The organism is Synechococcus sp. PH41509 (assembly GCF_020514285.1).
Taxonomy (GTDB): Bacteria; Cyanobacteriota; Cyanobacteriia; order PCC-6307; family Cyanobiaceae; genus Parasynechococcus.
Genome location: NZ_VTLD01000026.1, coordinates 91,992 through 108,002 on the forward strand (window position 1 = coordinate 91,992; position 16,011 = coordinate 108,002).

At 59.1% G+C, this 16,011-nt stretch carries 16 protein-coding genes; 7 read left to right on the forward strand and 9 right to left on the reverse strand.

The genetic code is table 11. From position 1 onward, the window contains the following. A complete protein-coding gene (locus FZZ88_RS10315; protein ID WP_166017348.1) occupies window positions 1-654 on the forward strand; it encodes a TIGR03943 family protein in 654 nt (217 codons plus the stop codon). Further along, window positions 651-1,973 (forward strand): hypothetical protein, encoded by a 1,323-nt coding sequence (locus FZZ88_RS10320; protein WP_166017081.1) that lies wholly within the window; start codon window positions 651-653, stop codon window positions 1,971-1,973. Before FZZ88_RS10315 ends, FZZ88_RS10320 begins: the two co-directional genes overlap by 4 nt. Before the next feature lie 145 nt (window positions 1,974-2,118). Here FZZ88_RS10320 and FZZ88_RS10325 read toward each other — a convergent pair whose 3' ends face one another. Beyond that, window positions 2,119-3,216 carry a hypothetical protein gene (locus tag FZZ88_RS10325; protein ID WP_166017082.1) on the reverse strand — a complete coding sequence of 366 codons (1,098 nt, stop codon included), beginning with the start codon at window positions 3,214-3,216 and terminating at the stop codon, window positions 2,119-2,121. A 53-nt stretch (window positions 3,217-3,269) separates the two neighbouring features. Continuing rightward, window positions 3,270-4,187 (reverse strand): metal ABC transporter substrate-binding protein, encoded by a 918-nt coding sequence (locus FZZ88_RS10330; RefSeq protein WP_115025079.1) that lies wholly within the window; start codon window positions 4,185-4,187, stop codon window positions 3,270-3,272. Between the two features lie 106 nt (window positions 4,188-4,293). Between FZZ88_RS10330 and FZZ88_RS10335 the strand changes: the two genes are divergently transcribed. Both FZZ88_RS10335 and FZZ88_RS10340 read left to right on the forward strand, forming a co-directional pair. Beyond that, on the forward strand, window positions 4,294-4,983 hold the full coding sequence (locus FZZ88_RS10335) for a metal ABC transporter ATP-binding protein (protein WP_115025352.1): 690 nt from the start codon (window positions 4,294-4,296) through the stop codon (window positions 4,981-4,983). Beyond that, window positions 4,976-5,764 (forward strand): metal ABC transporter permease, encoded by a 789-nt coding sequence (locus FZZ88_RS10340; RefSeq protein WP_166017083.1) that lies wholly within the window; start codon window positions 4,976-4,978, stop codon window positions 5,762-5,764. The genes FZZ88_RS10335 and FZZ88_RS10340 overlap by 8 nt, the downstream gene beginning before the upstream one ends. A 195-nt stretch (window positions 5,765-5,959) precedes the next feature. Here the strand turns inward: FZZ88_RS10340 and FZZ88_RS10345 are convergent, their stop codons facing one another. The 3 genes from FZZ88_RS10345 to FZZ88_RS10355 form a co-directional block, all read right to left on the reverse strand. Beyond that, the gene (locus tag FZZ88_RS10345) at window positions 5,960-6,193 is read right to left on the reverse strand and encodes a hypothetical protein (RefSeq protein WP_166017084.1); all 234 of its coding nucleotides are present in this window, start codon (window positions 6,191-6,193) and stop codon (window positions 5,960-5,962) included. 649 nt (window positions 6,194-6,842) lie between these two features. Beyond that, window positions 6,843-7,946, reverse strand: coding sequence for a glycoside hydrolase family 10 protein (locus FZZ88_RS10350; RefSeq protein ID WP_226423692.1), 1,104 nt, complete (start codon window positions 7,944-7,946; stop codon window positions 6,843-6,845). 147 nt (window positions 7,947-8,093) lie between these two features. Then, on the reverse strand, window positions 8,094-9,089 hold the full coding sequence (locus FZZ88_RS10355; RefSeq protein ID WP_166017086.1) for a ribose-phosphate pyrophosphokinase: 996 nt from the start codon (window positions 9,087-9,089) through the stop codon (window positions 8,094-8,096). A gap of 56 nt (window positions 9,090-9,145) precedes the next feature. On the opposite strand from FZZ88_RS10355, the gene FZZ88_RS10360 reads away from it, so the two are divergent. Continuing rightward, complete coding sequence (locus FZZ88_RS10360) at window positions 9,146-9,646, forward strand: hypothetical protein (protein ID WP_166017087.1); 501 nt, start codon at window positions 9,146-9,148, stop codon at window positions 9,644-9,646. Here the strand turns inward: FZZ88_RS10360 and FZZ88_RS10365 are convergent. After that, window positions 9,643-10,575 carry an LCP family protein gene (locus tag FZZ88_RS10365; protein WP_166017088.1) on the reverse strand — a complete coding sequence of 311 codons (933 nt, stop codon included), beginning with the start codon at window positions 10,573-10,575 and terminating at the stop codon, window positions 9,643-9,645. The genes FZZ88_RS10360 and FZZ88_RS10365 overlap by 4 nt on opposite strands. A gap of 79 nt (window positions 10,576-10,654) precedes the next feature. Here FZZ88_RS10365 and FZZ88_RS10370 point away from each other — a divergent pair, with 79 nt between their 5' ends. Together FZZ88_RS10370 and malQ are read left to right on the forward strand one after the other, a co-directional pair. Beyond that, complete coding sequence (locus tag FZZ88_RS10370) at window positions 10,655-11,683, forward strand: NAD(P)-dependent oxidoreductase (protein WP_166017089.1); 1,029 nt, start codon at window positions 10,655-10,657, stop codon at window positions 11,681-11,683. A gap of 32 nt (window positions 11,684-11,715) precedes the next feature. Further along, window positions 11,716-13,287, forward strand: a complete 1,572-nt coding sequence (malQ, locus tag FZZ88_RS10375) for a 4-alpha-glucanotransferase (protein WP_166017090.1) — start codon at window positions 11,716-11,718, stop codon at window positions 13,285-13,287. Here the strand turns inward: malQ and FZZ88_RS10380 are convergent. The 3 genes from FZZ88_RS10380 to FZZ88_RS10390 are packed head-to-tail and all read right to left on the reverse strand — an operon-like array spanning window position 13,221 to window position 16,008. Next, entirely contained in the window at window positions 13,221-14,141 is a 921-nt protein-coding gene (locus FZZ88_RS10380) for a RodZ family helix-turn-helix domain-containing protein (protein WP_230332873.1), read from the reverse strand. The genes malQ and FZZ88_RS10380 overlap by 67 nt on opposite strands. Further along, window positions 14,132-14,881 (reverse strand): pseudouridine synthase, encoded by a 750-nt coding sequence (locus tag FZZ88_RS10385; RefSeq protein WP_166017092.1) that lies wholly within the window; start codon window positions 14,879-14,881, stop codon window positions 14,132-14,134. The genes FZZ88_RS10380 and FZZ88_RS10385 overlap by 10 nt, the downstream gene beginning before the upstream one ends. After that, window positions 14,878-16,008, reverse strand: coding sequence for a HAMP domain-containing sensor histidine kinase (locus FZZ88_RS10390; RefSeq protein ID WP_166017093.1), 1,131 nt, complete (start codon window positions 16,006-16,008; stop codon window positions 14,878-14,880). The genes FZZ88_RS10385 and FZZ88_RS10390 overlap by 4 nt, the downstream gene beginning before the upstream one ends. Between the last annotated feature and the right edge of the window lie 3 nt (window positions 16,009-16,011).

Below are 16,011 nucleotides of genomic sequence, written 5' to 3' on the forward strand. Positions count from 1 at the left end.
CTGAAGAGCGGATCCCTGATGGTGCTCTGGGGCCTCACACTTCTGTGGAGTTTCCACAGTGGCCGCCTCGACCTGCTGCTGCGGGGGGTCTTTCACAGCCTGGTGGGGGTCACCGGCCTGTTGTTGCTGATGGTGGGAGTGGCCCTTTTGCTGGAAAAGGGTGGCCGCCGGGAAAGGTGGCGATGGCCCTGGCTGCTCAGCGGCTTGATGGGCGTGCTGGTTTTGATGGTGCCGCCGACCCCCTCCTTTAGTGACCTGGCCAGCAACCGCCCCCAGGGCCTTCCAGATCCACCGGAATTGGCGTTTGTGCTGCCGCCGGAACAACGCAGCCTCACGGAATGGGTGCGTTACCTGCGCAGCCAGCCAGACCCCGATCTTGTCGCTGACAACCCTGTGCGAATCAGCGGATTTGTCTGGAGGCAGCCGGAGGGTCCACCGCTGATCGCGAGGCTCACCGTTCGCTGTTGCCTTGCCGACGCCACACCCGCTGGCCTGGCAGTGGAGTGGCCTGAGTGGTTCACACCAAAAACCAACCAGTGGTTAGCCATAAGCGGGACGATGACAGTGCAAAGCCGGAAGGATCTGCGCATCCCTGTCGTCGTTCCATCAACCATCACACCGATTGAGAGGCCCGAGCGGCCCCTGGAGCCATGAGGCAACGGTTGTTGATGCTCATGCTGATGGCCTGCACTGCAGTCCTGGCGCAGCAACAACTGCTGCTGCGCCGAACTCCGCGACTGGTGCAGCTCAAGCCCCAGCAGGTGCAGAGCGGCACCGCGGCACTGGATTTGCAGTTCAGTCGACCGATGAATCGGACCAGCGTCAGCGACGCCACCCGACTGGAACCGAACGTGGCCCATCAGTGGCTGGGGGAGACAACACCCCTGCGGATGGTGATCGATTCAAAGGTCGTGCTTAAGGCCCCGATCGAACTATCCCTCTCCGGCCAAGACCAACGCGAGCTGCTGCTGAATCGGCAGCAATGGTGGTGGGATCCGAGACCCTGGCTGATCGCGACGCGGCCAGTGCCAGGCGGCGAGCAGGTTCAACTGCAAACGCGATCAGGAGGCTGGATTCCCATCAGTCGGGTCTGGCCTGCCATCCCCAGCGTCGTGCCCTTAGGCAACGGCCGAGGCATCGCCCTGGTGGGGCGTGATCAGAACGGCACCGAACAGGTGTGGTGGGAGCAACTGACTCCCCGCAGCACCGCCATCAGCGTGGCGGCCTTAGGGCCACCGACTGTTAGCAGCACGCAGCCACTCTTAAAGGGGGAAGTGCTCTTCGCTCATCTCAGCAGCAATCTCAATGGCGATCTGCTGGTGCAAAGCGGAGGGTTCCGTCCTGGGAGCGATCAAGCCCTGCTGGTGCAGGCCAATGGCAAACGGAAGCATTTGGCCTTGAAACCATCCGGGCCGATGCAGTTGCTTCCCGCCGGGGGTGGCGTCGTGATGCCCACCTATGACGGCCTGACCCTTCGAGCGCTGGAAACAACGAACCAAAAGCCTCAGATCCTGCCTGGGAGCAGGGAGCTAGGTGCCTTCTGCGGCGCCTCCGGACGGGCTGTGCTGATCCGACATTGGCCGGATTACAGACGCTCGATCGAGCTGGTGATTCCTGGAAAAGCACCGAAACAGCTTCACCTTGGCGATCAGGCCGTACTTGGGGTGGCCTGCGACAACCGCGGCGAAAGGGTCTGGGCAGTTCTTGGTCGCTGGGAACAGCAACGCGGGAATCACGAACTGGTGCTGATCAATCAAGAGGGAAAGGTGTCACAACGCCGGGCCCTGGCCCCCTGGACGCTTAAGGCAGGAAGCCCCATCCAATGGAACCCAGTGACAAACCAATTGTTGATGACCCTGACGCAACCCAACCGAACCAATGCTCATGCCGGCTTGATTAACTCCGACAGCTTGCAGATCATCAAGGTCATCAACGACAGCATCAGCGAAGCGCAATGGCTCAACGCAGGCTGACCAGCAGCCTCAACTGATCAACATCAAAAGGAAGCAATCAGTGAAGAGCACGCCCAAATAAGACGTCAGGAGTGACAGCCAAGAACAAAAAAAGGAGGGCAATTATGCCCTCCAGATCAACTAAAAATCCGCCGATCGCCGAAACCTAGAAGGCAAAGGTCACACCAGTACCGACATGGTGCTGCCACCCTTCACCCCAGCCCGGAGCATCTTCCCAACTGTAGGTTTGCTGCCAATGCAGGAACAAGGTTGCATCGCCGACGGGAACAGAGAGTTCGATTTCACCAGCAAAGTCTGTGCGCGGATCTAAGCCTGCATAGCTGCCAGGGACATAAAAACGAGGGCCAGCCTCAATCATCAACGAGATTTCATCACCGCCAAATTTGAATCCCAAACCAACACGAGGATCGGTGTAATTACCGACGTACATCCCATCAGACTCCCAACCCTGACGGTGATCTAGAGAAAGGTAAACACCGTTCACCAGATCTTCAATTCCATCGCCTAGGCCAAAGTTGACATCTCCATCACCAAGAGCCCAGGTCAGATTTGCCCCTAGTTCATTCTTAAGGCCCTGAATATCTTCGCCTTGATCCTGAGTGACGTAATAAGGGTTCCAGGAGAGAGCAACACTTAAACGGTCATTCGGCGCATAACGGGCCTGAAGAAAGCCTCTGATATCCGTGCGCTTGAAGTCGGTGTCATGACCATGATCATCGTGGCCATCATGATCGTGATCGTCATGATCATCGTGGTCGTCGTGATCATCATGGTCGTCGTGATCATCGTGGTCATCATGATGGTCATCGTGGTCATCATGATCGTCGTGGTCGTCATGATCATCGTCGTGATCATGATGGTCATCGTGGTCATCATGATCGTCGTGGTCGTCATGATCATCGTCGTGATCATGGACATGCACTTTTCCATAAAAGTGCTCAGCTTCTCCCCACACAAGTGCGGGACCTACAGCAGCCTCAATGACGATAGAGCCACCATTTTCGAGTCCCCACTCAAAAACACCACCAAACATGCCATCAATGGCGTAGTGCTTGGGATCTCCCTCGAGGTTGATGTCAAATCCGCCATGACCTTCGATGGTGACGATCGGCGTGAAGTTGAATTCACCAGCTTCTAGAGATTCTTCCCCACCACCACCATGGGATCCATGGGCCTGGGCGGGTGAAATACCCGCCAAGGGACTCAACAGAAGAGCCAGAAGCAGAAGACGTGAACGGAACATGAGATGAGATGAGATGAGACGAAAGAGAGTTGAAGACGGAAGTAGGAGTTACATCACCGGATCGATGACCACTGGGAATTCAACGAATTGGCTCCTGACTGATCACAGGAACCACCCTGACCATTGACGATCGTGCAGACGTTGAGCGTCGCTGTCGAAACGGCATTGCGACCTGCAGCAATCCCTTCTCCATAAAGAGGTGTTGTCGCGATCGGCAACCCCGTGTTCTTGCTGATGCGCCTAAGGGTTTTGTTCGGAGTAGCCGAAGGTGAAAAGATCGTTTTGGCACCGGAAGATTTCACTTCCTGCGTGATCTTGCGAAGACTGGAAGGCCTCAAAACGCCACCGGTGGTGTGACTGTCCAACATCGAAATCTCAACAAGTCCAAAGCGATCGGCAAGATGGCTGTAAGTCTTGTGATCAGTTACAAGGACACGGTTCTGAGATGGCAGAGAACCGAACTGCTTGGCTTCCCAGACCTGAAGAGCCTCAAAAACAGCCACGGCGCGTGCGGTGCGCTGCTGCAAGGCAGAGCGCTCACTGGCCGGCAGAACAGGTGACAGAGAACTGGATACAACCCGCACCATCGCAGCGGAATTGGCAGGATCGTGCCAAACATGCGGGTCGCTACCTCGATAAGACGGCAGGGCAACTTCACCAACAGCGACAACCGTGCCGGGGTTCTTGAGTTTTTTGGCGGAAGGCGTCAGGCCAAAACCGATGTGAAGAACAAGATCGCTCTTGGCAATCTGACTGCGATCACTGGGCTTCAATCGATAGGAGTGGGGATCCCCGCCGGGAGGGATCAGGCAAGTTACCGAGGCGGCAGCACCAGCCAAAGTTTTGGTGATGTCGCAAAGCGTGCCATCAACTGCAACCACTACAGGTTGAGCCGCATGGGCAGGAACAACAGCAGCGCCAAAGGCCAGGGCCACACCGACGCCAGCCGATCGAACCAAGACAGAACGCATGGACGACGGAATTGAGAATGATTATCATTTTGCTGAACACATGGTTCCGCGCCACCATGAGGTGTGCAAAACAACAAGAGGCCCAAGTCAGGTCGCTGAAGAGTTGATGAGCGATTCGTCGTGCGTACTGAGCACAACCGAACTGAGTTTCAGCTACGGGGGCCGCAAGACCGTTGACAGGGCCAACCTGCAGCTTCAGGCGGGAACACTGACCGCACTTGTGGGGCCAAATGGAGCAGGCAAGTCAACGTTGTTGCATCTTCTGGAGGGGCGGCTCAAGCCCAGCCAAGGATCAATCAATTGCAGCAAGCAAATCGGATTGATGCCCCAAAGAGCAGCCATTGACTGGTCGTTTCCAATCACCGCTCAGGACATGGTGCAGCTGGGCACGCCCAGCAACTGCAACACAACATCAGCAAACCACCCCAATCAACTTCTGGAACGCGTTGGCATGGGAGCCATGGGGTCCCGGCGCCTCAGCCATCTATCCGGCGGCCAGCAACAAAGAATTTTGCTGGCAAGAGCGTTGATGCAACAGACCGAGATCCTGCTGCTGGATGAACCCTGCAGCGCCATCGATCCGCCAACACGGGAACACTTGCTCAGAGTGATGCGAGAACAGGCCGAATCAGGCCAGACGCTTCTGGTCAGCAGCCACGACTGGGGCAGCGCCCTTAACGACTACGACCAGGTTGTTGTGATGGATGGACAGATCCTTGCCAACGGAACACCCGAAACAGTTCGCGAAAAACTGAGCGACATGACCTGCATGATGGGGAGCCATTGCTGTGGTTGAGCTGGACATCTGGTGGCTTCTGCCCTTGGTGATCTCGTTGTTGATTGGAGCCATCTGTCCAGCCACTGGAGCTCTGCTGATCACCCAACGACGGGTCCTTCTGGCCAATTTGATGGCCCATTCCGTTCTGCCCGGCCTGGTCATCGCCCTCGCCATCGGCATCGACCCAAGCATTGGCGGGCTGGTCAGTGGACTGCTGGGTGCCCTGTTAGCGGAACGCCTGAACCGACGTTTCAAAGGCCGGGAAGAAGGTGCGATGAACACTGTTCTGGCTGGCTTCACAGCACTAGGCGTTCTGCTGGTGCCACTACTGGAAGCACGCGTTGATCTCGAGACAATTTTGTTCGGCGATCTACTGGCAGCCAACACAGCCGATCTGGTTCGAACAGCAATCTCAGCCAGCGCACTGTTGGCAATGGTGGTGTGGGGCTACCGCGACCTGGTGTTCATCGGCATCGATCCCGAAGGTGCCGCAGTTGCCAGACGACCTGTGATCCTGATTCGGCTGATCTGCAGCCTGATCACAGCCCTGGTTGTGATTAGTGCGATCACAGCCGTTGGCGTGATTCTTGTGATTGGTTTGCTCTGTGCTCCTGTTCTGATGCACGTCGAGCGGAGCCGAAGCCTCAAAGAATTAATGCTCAGAAGCGCGAGTACAGGACTGCTGCTATGTGGCGGCGGAATGATGTTGGCTGTTGCCATTGATCTGCCGCCAGGACCACTCATTGGCACGCTGTGCTTAGGGCTCTTGTTCACCTACAAAATTGCAGATCAAAATTAATGTGATCATTCTCTCAAAGAACTTTCATTTGAGATCATCCGATTAAGGCGGAACCTCATTCTTTTCATCAATGTGCGTTCTCGCTCCGAACGAAAAGTGCGCTGAAACCCAAAAAACAAAACAGTAAGAGTACTTGCCATACCCACACTAAATAGCGAGATCGCTGTTGCCTCATTCATCGCGTAATTCATCTACTCAACGAACAACTGCAAACCATGCGCCAGCCAAGGCCGCAATAAGCCCACATGCAAGAGCCTGAAGAACGAATTGCCCTGAATCGTTCTTCTCCCATCGATCGATGGCTTTCGCAGCAGTGACATAGGGCTCATTGTTTCTGATCAATTTGGCGATATAGCGATCAACGAACTCATCATCGAGAGCAAGCCTGTGGAGCTTGGCACGAATCTGATTGACCTCAAACTGATTCATCAATCAAAAAGATCCAAAGTCTTTAACACCAAACAGCCGAAAAGTGCCTGGTTCAATCAACCTCAGAGGATGCGAGCCGCAAGAGGATTTCACATTTACCAGCTGAATCAGCATCGGATTCTAGCGAGCTTGCCGCTTCCATGGGGCTAGCCTCAACGGAACCGAATCAGCCATTAGCGCCAACGGGAAGAGCAGCACATACAAATGCAAAACATCACAAAAGCTTTGACGCAGACCCTAAATAACGAAAAGCAAATAGCGAAACAAATAGATCAATAAAGCGCCGAGGCCATTCTCAACTCTTGTCGCAGCAACAACGAGCTCTGTCCAACCATCTAGAAGCCCGTTGCCCCCTTTCGTATCTTCGGCTGCATGACCTCAATTGTCTTGGGTCTTGTAGTGCTCGAATACCAAACTCTTTGCGCTTCGTCGTAGCTCTCGACATCCTTAAACGACCCATCACTCAACCACACACGGTAGTGATGTCGGTCATAGGGGTCCGAACTGGTTTCGGTGAACTGTTTCATGCGGCTGAACAGGGCATAGGAGCAGTTCTTGTAAGAATCTGAAAAACCATTTTATCGAGAGCAACTCATAACTGCATAGAACCTCTATCCAACACATGATGATATTGAACAGATCCTCTTGATCAGTCAGATCCCATTCTTGTGAAGGCTTCGCGCCGAACTTCTCTGTGCTGCTCCGCCACATGTTTTCCCCATAACCCCTCCCAATAGAAGAAAATCACGCCGTGACCACGATTGCGGGCTAGGCGTACTTTTTGCTCCAAAACGGCCATGGATGTGGTGCGTTTGCCGAATCCCGCCAACACGCCGATCTGAGACGGAATTCCCCAGCTGCGGGCTTTGCGCAGGGCGGGTTGATCAAGATCCTTAGCGAATCCTTGGACGGAATAGGCGTAGTTCTGCACCACCAGCTCTTCAATCAGCCCCCCCAAAGCCCAGAGCTCCCAATCCTGAAGCCAGAGGTTGTAAGCCTGACGAAAGGGGCCGGGGGACAGGCTGATCCGTGTGGAGAGTTGCTCCTTCTTGAGACGCTGCCGCAACTCACGCAGGAGAGACGTGAGTTGGTTCCGACGCCATTTCATCCACTGTCGATTGCTGTGATCCCGCGGTGGTGCCATTCCCGTCTCTTGTTTGTAGAGCGCGACGGTGGTGGGGTCGTAGCCGAATTGAACCGGCCAGGCGAAGTGATCGTCCAGTTGCAGGCCATCCAACGAACAACGCTTCAGGGTCTCCACCACCAAACCAATAAAGCGAGCACGCACCTCCGGATGGGCAGGGTTGAGCCAAGCCATCCGATGGTTTCCGTGCATGGTCATCCAGCGTTGGCCATTCGCTTTGGCCAACACCCAGCTGGGATTCTCACGGATAACGGCTGCATTCGCCGGCTCCATCAAGCCGTACTCAAACCAGGGCATCACCTTGATGCCGCGGCGCCGACCTTCAGCGGCCAGGGTGCAGATGGGATCAAGATCGAGACCCGCCTTCTGGAGCGGTGGCTCTACTGGAGCGAAACGGCTGCGATGAAAGGTCGTGCCTCGGCTCCAAACATTGGGGACCACACGATTGAATCCAGCCTCCTGAAGCTGCTGCATCGCTGCGCTGATGCGCTTTCGGTCGTAATAGAGCTTGCTGGGGCTGTTGGTCAGCCACACCCCCATGGTGCTGCGGGGCCGCAGCAGCCGATCCAGGCGGGACTCGGCCATCAAGGGAGCAGGAAGTGCTGCCATCAGAGTGGCCAGCGCAACACCAGCCAGGGGCCTCCACCGCTGATCCACCGCTGTCGAAGCACCTCGCCTCAAGAGTCGCCTGAATCAAACGGCACGTAGCCGCAGCAAGCCCGCTCCTTTAACAGTCCATTCCACCGAACCCAGCATTCAGCGGAACATCGAGCTCACGGAGCTTTCTTCATGAATACGCCAGATGGCTTCCCCCAGCATGTTGGCCACGGAGAGCACCTGAAGCTGAGGGAAGACCCGATCCTGCGGAATCGGAATGCTGTTGGTTACCACCACCTGCTCAAACAGGCCCTCGACGGAAAGGCGTTCACTGGCGGGGGGTGAGAACACAGCGTGGGTGGCGCAGGCCAACACCCGTTCGGCTCCTTGCTCCCGCAACAAACGTGCACCTGCACAGATCGTGCCGCCGGTGTCGATCATGTCGTCAATCAAGATCGCCGTTCGGCCGGCCACATCACCGATCACCGTGAGGCTCTCAGCCATGTTGTGACCGGTGCGGCGCTTGTCGATGATGGCCAGCGGGGCATCGTTCATCTGCTTGGCGAACGCCCGGGCACGCGCCACACCCCCCACATCTGGAGACACCACGACGACATCTCCCAGATCCTGAGTGGAGAGATAGTCCACCAGTACGGGTGATCCGTAGATGTGATCGCAGGGAATATCGAAATACCCCTGAATCTGAGCGGAGTGCAGATCCATGGCCAGCACACGATCAACGCCGGACTGCACCAGAAGGTTGGCCGTGAGCTTGGCCGTGATCGATTCACGACCGGCGGTTTTACGATCCGCCCTGGCGTAGCCGTAGTAAGGGACCACAGCGGTGATCTGCCGCGCTGATGCCCGTCGGCAGGCGTCCACCATGATCAGCAGTTCCATCAGGTGGTCGTTCACCGGCGCGCAGGTGGGCTGGATCAGGAACACATCGCAGCCCCGGATCGACTCCTGGATCTGCACATAAAGCTCACCGTCCGCAAACCGCTTGCAAACGCGGGGTCCATCTGGCACACCCAAATAAGCGGAGATCTCCCTCGCCAGAGCGGGATTTGAGGTGCCGCTGAACAGACGCAGACGCCGGCTATCTGGAGCCATCTGCTCCTGTTCGGTACGGGCTGCTGTCAGGAAACTGGTCACGGCGCCCGCGCAACGAATTCTGCTGTAATCCGATGGTAGAGGTGAGCAGCACCCCCATGTCCACAGGTTTCCCACTGCTCGTGGGTGCGGGCCCAATTCCAGAGCTCAAAATGCGCCAGGCCTGCGAAGGCTTAGCCCAGGCCTGCCAATGCCCTTTGAGCACCGTGCCCAGCGGTGCATCACCCGCAGCAGTTCTGCAGAACAACCCAGCTGCAAGAGGGCTTGTGCGGCTAAGCGGTGACGCAGCACGGCCAACGCCGCAGGGTGATGTCAGCTGGTTGCATGCCCTGGCCGACTGGCGTCAGACGGTGCTTCTGCTGACGACAGCCGACAGTGATGGAACGATCCCCGGCACGGCCCCGGCCTATGCCGCCCTTTGCCGAGAACTGAACGTCCCTCTTCTCGGCCTGGTTCAGCTCCAGGGCCCCTGGAACGGCCCAGCGCGACGCAGGGATGGCCTCAGCTGGCTGGGGTGGATTCCCGATGAGAACCATCCCGATCAAGCCGATTGCATCGATGCTCTGGCCCGGAGACTGCAGCTCCGCAGCCGGGCTTAAGGCTGGGGCCAGAGGGGACGGCTCGCACCGGCTTTGATTTGGCGCAACGTCTGCTCACCAGACCGGTCGGCCAGCGGCAGGCGGGAGATTGCTGCAGGTTCAGGGCTGGCGATGATCGCCGCGGCCAAGCTCAGCTGTTCTGAACGACTCAGGTTGGTCTCCACGTCAGCATCCAGTTGGTCCACCAGGGCAGGGATCACCTCAATGCCACTGGGGGCCTTGACCTGTTCGATCAAGGCCTCAACAAGAATGTCCTGGCGCTGGCGGCGCTGGGAGACATCTTTGGGGTCGGGCAGGTGGCGCACCAGCTGTTCCGCCTGAACTCCGTTCAGGCTCTGGCGCCCAGCCTGGAGATTGACGCTGTAGCCCTGCGTCTTGTCTTTGCGCTGGTAAGACTCCCCAAGCACCACGTCCACTTCGCCCAGGCCATCCACGAGACGGCGTAAAGCCGCACGGGGCATCACCACATATCGCTTGGGGTCGCCCTCCTCAAGGCCAACGATGTCGTGGATGGCATCACTGACAAGGCTGACGCCGCCCCGTCGCCACAACTCGGCCAGGCTGCCTGGATCCTTCTGACCAGGAAGCTGAACGCCAAGCTCGGTAGGGATCTGGAGCACCTGAAGCGGCTCGCTCGATGCAATGCGAAGCATCAAAAGGGCATCGGCATTGGCAGGCCCCTTGGGCGCGGCCTGGTTGGTGGGCGCATCTAGACGATTCGCATCAAGACCAATCACAAGCACCATGACAGGGCTCTCGGGGAGAGGAGCCAGGGTTTCAGGTTGATCTGCGCTGAGAGGAGCTCCCTGGGCAACACGATCGGGTTCAGGCCACAGCGTCGCCAACAACCACCCGGTGACACCGAGACCCAGCAACGCTGAACCGACACGCAGCACGCCGCGAACTCGGGGTGGCGACAACCAGTTCATTTCGCTGGAACAAGCGCAATGGCGCTTAGTTTCGCCCAGATCTCCAGTTCTTAGCCTGGGCCCCGTGCAGCCGTCCTCGATGTCCCTCCGCCACGACTACCGCAACCGACCTCCCGAACAGGTGCGCGTGGTCGTGTTCGGAGCCACGGGGTACATCGGCCGCTTTGTGGTGAAGGAGCTGGTGGAACGCGGCTACCAGGTGATTGCCTTTGCCCGAGAACGTAGTGGTGTCGGCGGCCGTCAGAGCAGAGACGAGGTCATCGCCGATTTTCCCGGAGCAGAGGTGCGCTTCGGGGATGTCAGCGATCCAGCCTCGATCACAGCCGAGGCCTTCGATCAACCGACGGATGTTGTGGTGAGCTGCCTGGCCTCCCGCACCGGCGGCCGCAAGGATTCCTGGGCCATCGACCATGCAGCGACCCTCAACACCTACGAGCAGGGACGGGCTGCCGGAGTAGCCCATTACGTGCTCCTGTCGGCCATCTGCGTGCAGAAGCCGCTGCTGGAGTTTCAAAAAGCCAAGCTGGCCTTTGAGGCTGTGCTTCAGGCAGACGAGGAGATGACCCATTCCATCGTTCGCCCCACCGCCTTCTTCAAGAGCCTGGGCGGACAGGTGGAAAGCTGCCGCAAAGGTGGCCCCTATGTGATGTTCGGCGGCGGCACCCTGGCCAGCTGCAAACCGATCAGCGAAGCAGACCTGGCCCGGTTCATGGCGGACTGCATCCATGACGAGGCCAAACGCAACCAGGTGCTTCCCATCGGCGGTCCTGGCCCGGCGCTGAGCGCTCGGGAGCAGGGAGAAATGCTCTTCCGCGCCCTAAACCGCCCCCAGCGGATGCTCTCCGTCCCCATTGCCCTGATGGATGGTCCGATTGCCCTTCTGGACGGTTTGGCTCGGCTGTTCCCGGGCATTAAAGATTCGGCGGAATTCGGGCGCATCGGTCGGTATTACGCCAGCGAATCGATGCTCGTCTGGGACGAGCAAAATCAGCGCTACGACGCCGACGCCACGCCCTCCTACGGAACCGACACCCTGGAACAGTTTTTCGAGCGCGTGGCACGTGACGGCATGGCCGGGCAGGACCTCGGGGATGCCGCACTGTTCTGAAATCGCCATCCTTGGGAGACCAAGGGGCTCCCATGGATCAATCCACTGTTGTTGAACCAGCGAAGGCTGGACGGGGGCGCAGCACCGGGGTGCTGCTGCACCCGACAGCGTTGCCTGGCAGCCCCGTCTGCGGCAGCTTCGGTGAGCCATGCCGCCGGTGGCTCCAACTGCTGGCTAAACATGACATCGGGGTCTGGCAGATGTTGCCCCTGGCCCCGCCAGATCCAACGGGCTCGCCCTACAGCTCCCCCTCGTGCAATGCCTTGAACCCCTGGTTCCTGGATGGCCAGGACCTGGCCAACGAGGGGTTGATCCATGAGGCCGCCCTCAGGGCAACTCCGGGCGCTGATGCGCCGATGGAGGGAGGGGAACATGTTGATTTCAGCCTGGCCCAGCAACGGGCCGATGCCCTGGGGGATGCACTGCTCGAGGCCTGGAGTGACCAGGATCCAAAGCGACACGCCGACTTCGGCACCTGGGCGCAGCAGCAGCGCGCTTGGTTAGAGGACCATGCCCGTTTCCAGGTTCTGCATGATCAGCACGGCACAGCTTGGTGGGACTGGCCCCTCCCCCTCGCCCGTCATGACAAAAAAGCGCTGCGGGCCTGGGCGGAACAACACCAAGAGGCCCTGCTACGGGAACGGCTGATCCAGTGGCATCTCGACCGGCAATGGCAGGCGATTCGTCGACAAGTAGCAGACCTAGGCATCCAGCTGTTTGGAGATCTGCCCTTCTACGTCAGCAGTGACAGCGCTGATGTCTGGAGCAACCGTTCGCTGTTCACAGTCAAAGAGAACGGCCAACTCACCACCCAGAGCGGTGTGCCACCCGATTACTTCTCGGAAACAGGGCAACTGTGGGGCTCACCGGTTTACCGCTGGGGACAACATCGGATCACGCGATTCCACTGGTGGCGGCAAAGAATTGCTCGCCAGCGGGAGTTTGTTGATCTCCTACGCCTGGATCACTTCCGAGCTCTTGCCGCCTTCTGGGCCGTTCCCGGTGCCGACAGCACTGCTGAAAATGGGCAGTGGCAGACCTCTCCAGGCCACGCCCTACTGCGCTACCTCCGCAAGGACGCTGGTGGCGCACTCCCCTTGATTGCCGAGGATCTTGGGGTGATCACACCGGATGTGGAGGCACTCCGTGATGCATTCCAGCTGCCGGGCATGAAGGTGCTGCAATTCGCTTTCGATGGTCAACGCGACAACCCCTATTTGCCTGAAAACACCGAGGGGCATCGCTGGGTCGTCTACACCGGCACCCACGACAACCCCACAACCTTGGGCTGGTGGAACAATTTGGATGCCGACAGCAGGACCCGCATTGCCACACGGGTGAATGGTGAGATCTCGGCCCCGGCCTGGCATCTGCTTGACATGGCCTTTGCCACGACCGCAGGACTGGTCGTCGCCCCACTGCAGGACCTCATGCATCTGGATGACCGGGCCAGATTCAACACACCCGGCACCAGTGAAGGCAACTGGAGCTGGAGGCTTCGCAGCTTTGATGCTGATCTGGAGAATGCCCTTGGCGGCTACGGCACGAGGGGAGCGGTCTGGGGACGGTCGCTGTCGGGAGCAGGCAGCTTGTTGACCCGGTAGATCCCCGGCCGAGCTTGATCCACAGCCAGGGGTTCTCCGTTCCAGAGCACCTGATCGCCAGCACCAGCGGGGGGATCCAGGCGGACCTCAATCGGGGCCTGCAACTGGAGCATCAACGTGCCGGCACTGGCCGTGAATTCAAACCGGTCTCCACCACCGCTCGAGAGCTGCAGCGCTCTGGGCTCAGCAACAACAACCTCGAGAACCCCCTGAGACTGCGTCAGAGCACCCCCCCCCAGCTCAAGCCACTCCTGAGGTGTGCGTTGCTGAACCTGTTCCAGGGGCCGCAAGGCGGCGATGCGATGATCTGCGCCGGCCAGGTTCGGGCGACGGTTGATCGCCTCCACATCGGCACGCACGGGCTCGAGGGTCAGGCTGTTGCGCAGGGCCAAATCCTGCTGTTGTCGATTGATAGCAAGCAGACTGAGCGCAATCACGATCGTGTACACCACCGTGCCCTGCCAGGTGGTGAATACATCGATATTGCCGAGGGTGAAGCGACGCAGCCCCGCCTTGGCAGGTCCGCGGTGGAGCAACACCGGTTGTGGAAGCAAGGGGTCGAGGCATCCACTGGGAAGAGCCAGGCGGATCTCGATCTGAGGCAGCATCGAGGCGAGATAAGCCCGCTCGGGCAATCGATCACGCCAGCCACGCTCCAGCGCTTCGATGACGGGTGTTGTGATCCGGGTTTCATTGGCCAGGTCCCGGAGCGAAAGCCCAAGTTCTTCCCTCCTCCGCCGCAGCATCAGTCCCAGATCCTGACTTTGCTGATCCTGGGTCTCAGCAGAACCAGCATCAGCGCTGGCCCCACTGCGGGGACGGCGCCACCAGAATCCTGGACGCTTCAGTCGCATGGGCGATGCAAATCCAAGGGGACAGCCTGGTCGAGCATTGGCTTCCATTCTCCCTCGCTCAACCACATCCAGCACCCCTCAGCCAGATCACCAAGCAGCAACCCCGCAATCGCTGTGCGCTGGAGGTCGAGCACCGGATGGCCAAGGGCCTCCGCCATCCGGCGAATCTGTCGGTTGCGACCTTCCCGCAGCTCGATCTCCAATAACGAGCGCGCGTCCCTGGTCTGCAGTCGGCGCACCTGTGCGGGGCGGGTCGGTCGCCCATCCAATGAAAAACCCCGACACCAGCGGTCGAGAACCGCTTCGGACGGCACACCCTCCACCCAAACCCTGTAGGTCTTGGCATGGCTGTAACGCGGGTGGGTCAGTTTCAACGTGAGCTCACCCAGATCGGTGAGCAGTAGAGCCCCACGACTGTCGGCATCCAGACGACCAACGGGATGCAGTCCTGCCCGATGCTCCGGTGGCAGCAGGTCGAGCACCGTTCGGCGGCCCTGAGGGTCATCGCAGCTGCAGATCACCCCCACGGGCTTGTTCAGCAACAGCACCCGCGCCTCGCCACGGCTGGGCAAGGCCCTGCCATCCACGCAAATCGTCTGCTGGTGCGGATCAGCCTGGTCCCCAACGCGGGCGACCTGGCCATCCACCGTGATACGGCCCGCCTGAATCCATTCCTCAGCCCGGCGCCTGGAACAGAGACCAGCAGCAGCAATCAGTTTCTGGAGACGCTGGCGCGTCATCCAACCGGCTCCCGGGGGAGAAGGAGGTCCATGCAGGCCCCACCAGCGGGGTGATTGCGCGCTTCGATGCGACCAGCATGATTCACGGAGATCTGCTGCACGATGGCCAGCCCAAGGCCGCTGCCACTACGGCTGGAGCGTGCCCGCGAGGGATCCCCCCGGTAGAAGCGTTGAAACATGCGGCTGAGATCGGTCTCACTCAACCCAGGGCCGTGATCACGGATGCTGAGCAGCCACCAGCCGCCGCTCGGGCGCACCGTCACATCGATGCTGCTGTCCTCTGGGGAGTAACGCAGAGCATTGTCGAGAAGATTGAGCACCGCGCGGTGCAGACGGCGTTGATCCCCGAGCAAGGGCCCGGGTTCAGACCGGTCCATCCGCAGCGTGACCCCCCGCTCCTCCGCGATCGGGCGAATGGTTCCCCAAGCGCTGTCGATCAGATCCTCCAGGGTGATAGGGACGTAGTCGCTGTATTCCTGGGGCAGGCTGTTCTCCAGCCGTGACAGCTCCAGCAGATCCTCCACCAGCAGCTGAAGACGCCGGAGTTCCTTCTGCAGCCGTTGCACCAGAGCTGTGTCTTCTGAATTCACGGCCAGCTCCAGCCGATCGCTCACCAGCATCAGGGCAGTCAAAGGGGTCTTGAGCTCATGGGCCACATCACTGACCCAGCGCTCCTGCTGCTGTTGCTGGGCTTCGAGAGACTGGCGGCTCTGGATCAACACCAAAAAGCATTCATCGCTGCCCGGCAGAACGATGGCCTCCAGCGGATCCCCCTGTTGATCCCATTCACATCGCTGGGGGCGCTGCTGATAGCGGCTGCTGAAGATCACCTCCTCAAGTGCGGGAATATCCAGGGCATCCCTGAGGTTCATGCCACGAACCAGACGATTGCGGGAAATGTGCAGCAAACGTTCGGCCCGACCGTTGATGTAGGCGATGGAGTGATCCGGAGCCAGGATCATCCAGCCCTGGGTGGCCGCATCAATCCAGGCGAGAAGCTGAGGCGCGTTCAAGGCAAAAGGCCGCTCCTCCTCCTCTCGCAAGGACGCCAGGAATCTCCGTCGACGCTGCAACAGAAGCGTGATCCCGATGCCGGCCGCAAAGCCCAGTACCCCAGAGATCAACACAAC

Excerpts from the sequence above, each read along its gene's own strand:
- FZZ88_RS10320 (WP_166017081.1), top strand. The coding sequence starts at position 651 with ATGAGGCAACGGTTGTTGATGCTCATGCTGATGGCCTGCACTGCAGTC.
- FZZ88_RS10325 (WP_166017082.1), bottom strand. The coding sequence starts at position 3,216 with ATGTTCCGTTCACGTCTTCTGCTTCTGGCTCTTCTGTTGAGTCCCTTG.
- FZZ88_RS10330 (WP_115025079.1), bottom strand. The coding sequence starts at position 4,187 with ATGCGTTCTGTCTTGGTTCGATCGGCTGGCGTCGGTGTGGCCCTGGCC.
- FZZ88_RS10335 (WP_115025352.1), top strand. The coding sequence starts at position 4,294 with ATGAGCGATTCGTCGTGCGTACTGAGCACAACCGAACTGAGTTTCAGC.
- FZZ88_RS10345 (WP_166017084.1), bottom strand. The coding sequence starts at position 6,193 with ATGAATCAGTTTGAGGTCAATCAGATTCGTGCCAAGCTCCACAGGCTT.
- FZZ88_RS10350 (WP_226423692.1), bottom strand. The coding sequence starts at position 7,946 with ATGGCAGCACTTCCTGCTCCCTTGATGGCCGAGTCCCGCCTGGATCGG.
- FZZ88_RS10360 (WP_166017087.1), top strand. The coding sequence starts at position 9,146 with ATGTCCACAGGTTTCCCACTGCTCGTGGGTGCGGGCCCAATTCCAGAG.
- FZZ88_RS10365 (WP_166017088.1), bottom strand. The coding sequence starts at position 10,575 with ATGAACTGGTTGTCGCCACCCCGAGTTCGCGGCGTGCTGCGTGTCGGT.
- FZZ88_RS10370 (WP_166017089.1), top strand. The coding sequence starts at position 10,655 with ATGTCCCTCCGCCACGACTACCGCAACCGACCTCCCGAACAGGTGCGC.
- malQ (WP_166017090.1), top strand. The coding sequence starts at position 11,716 with ATGGATCAATCCACTGTTGTTGAACCAGCGAAGGCTGGACGGGGGCGC.
- FZZ88_RS10380 (WP_230332873.1), bottom strand. The coding sequence starts at position 14,141 with ATGCGACTGAAGCGTCCAGGATTCTGGTGGCGCCGTCCCCGCAGTGGG.
- FZZ88_RS10385 (WP_166017092.1), bottom strand. The coding sequence starts at position 14,881 with ATGACGCGCCAGCGTCTCCAGAAACTGATTGCTGCTGCTGGTCTCTGT.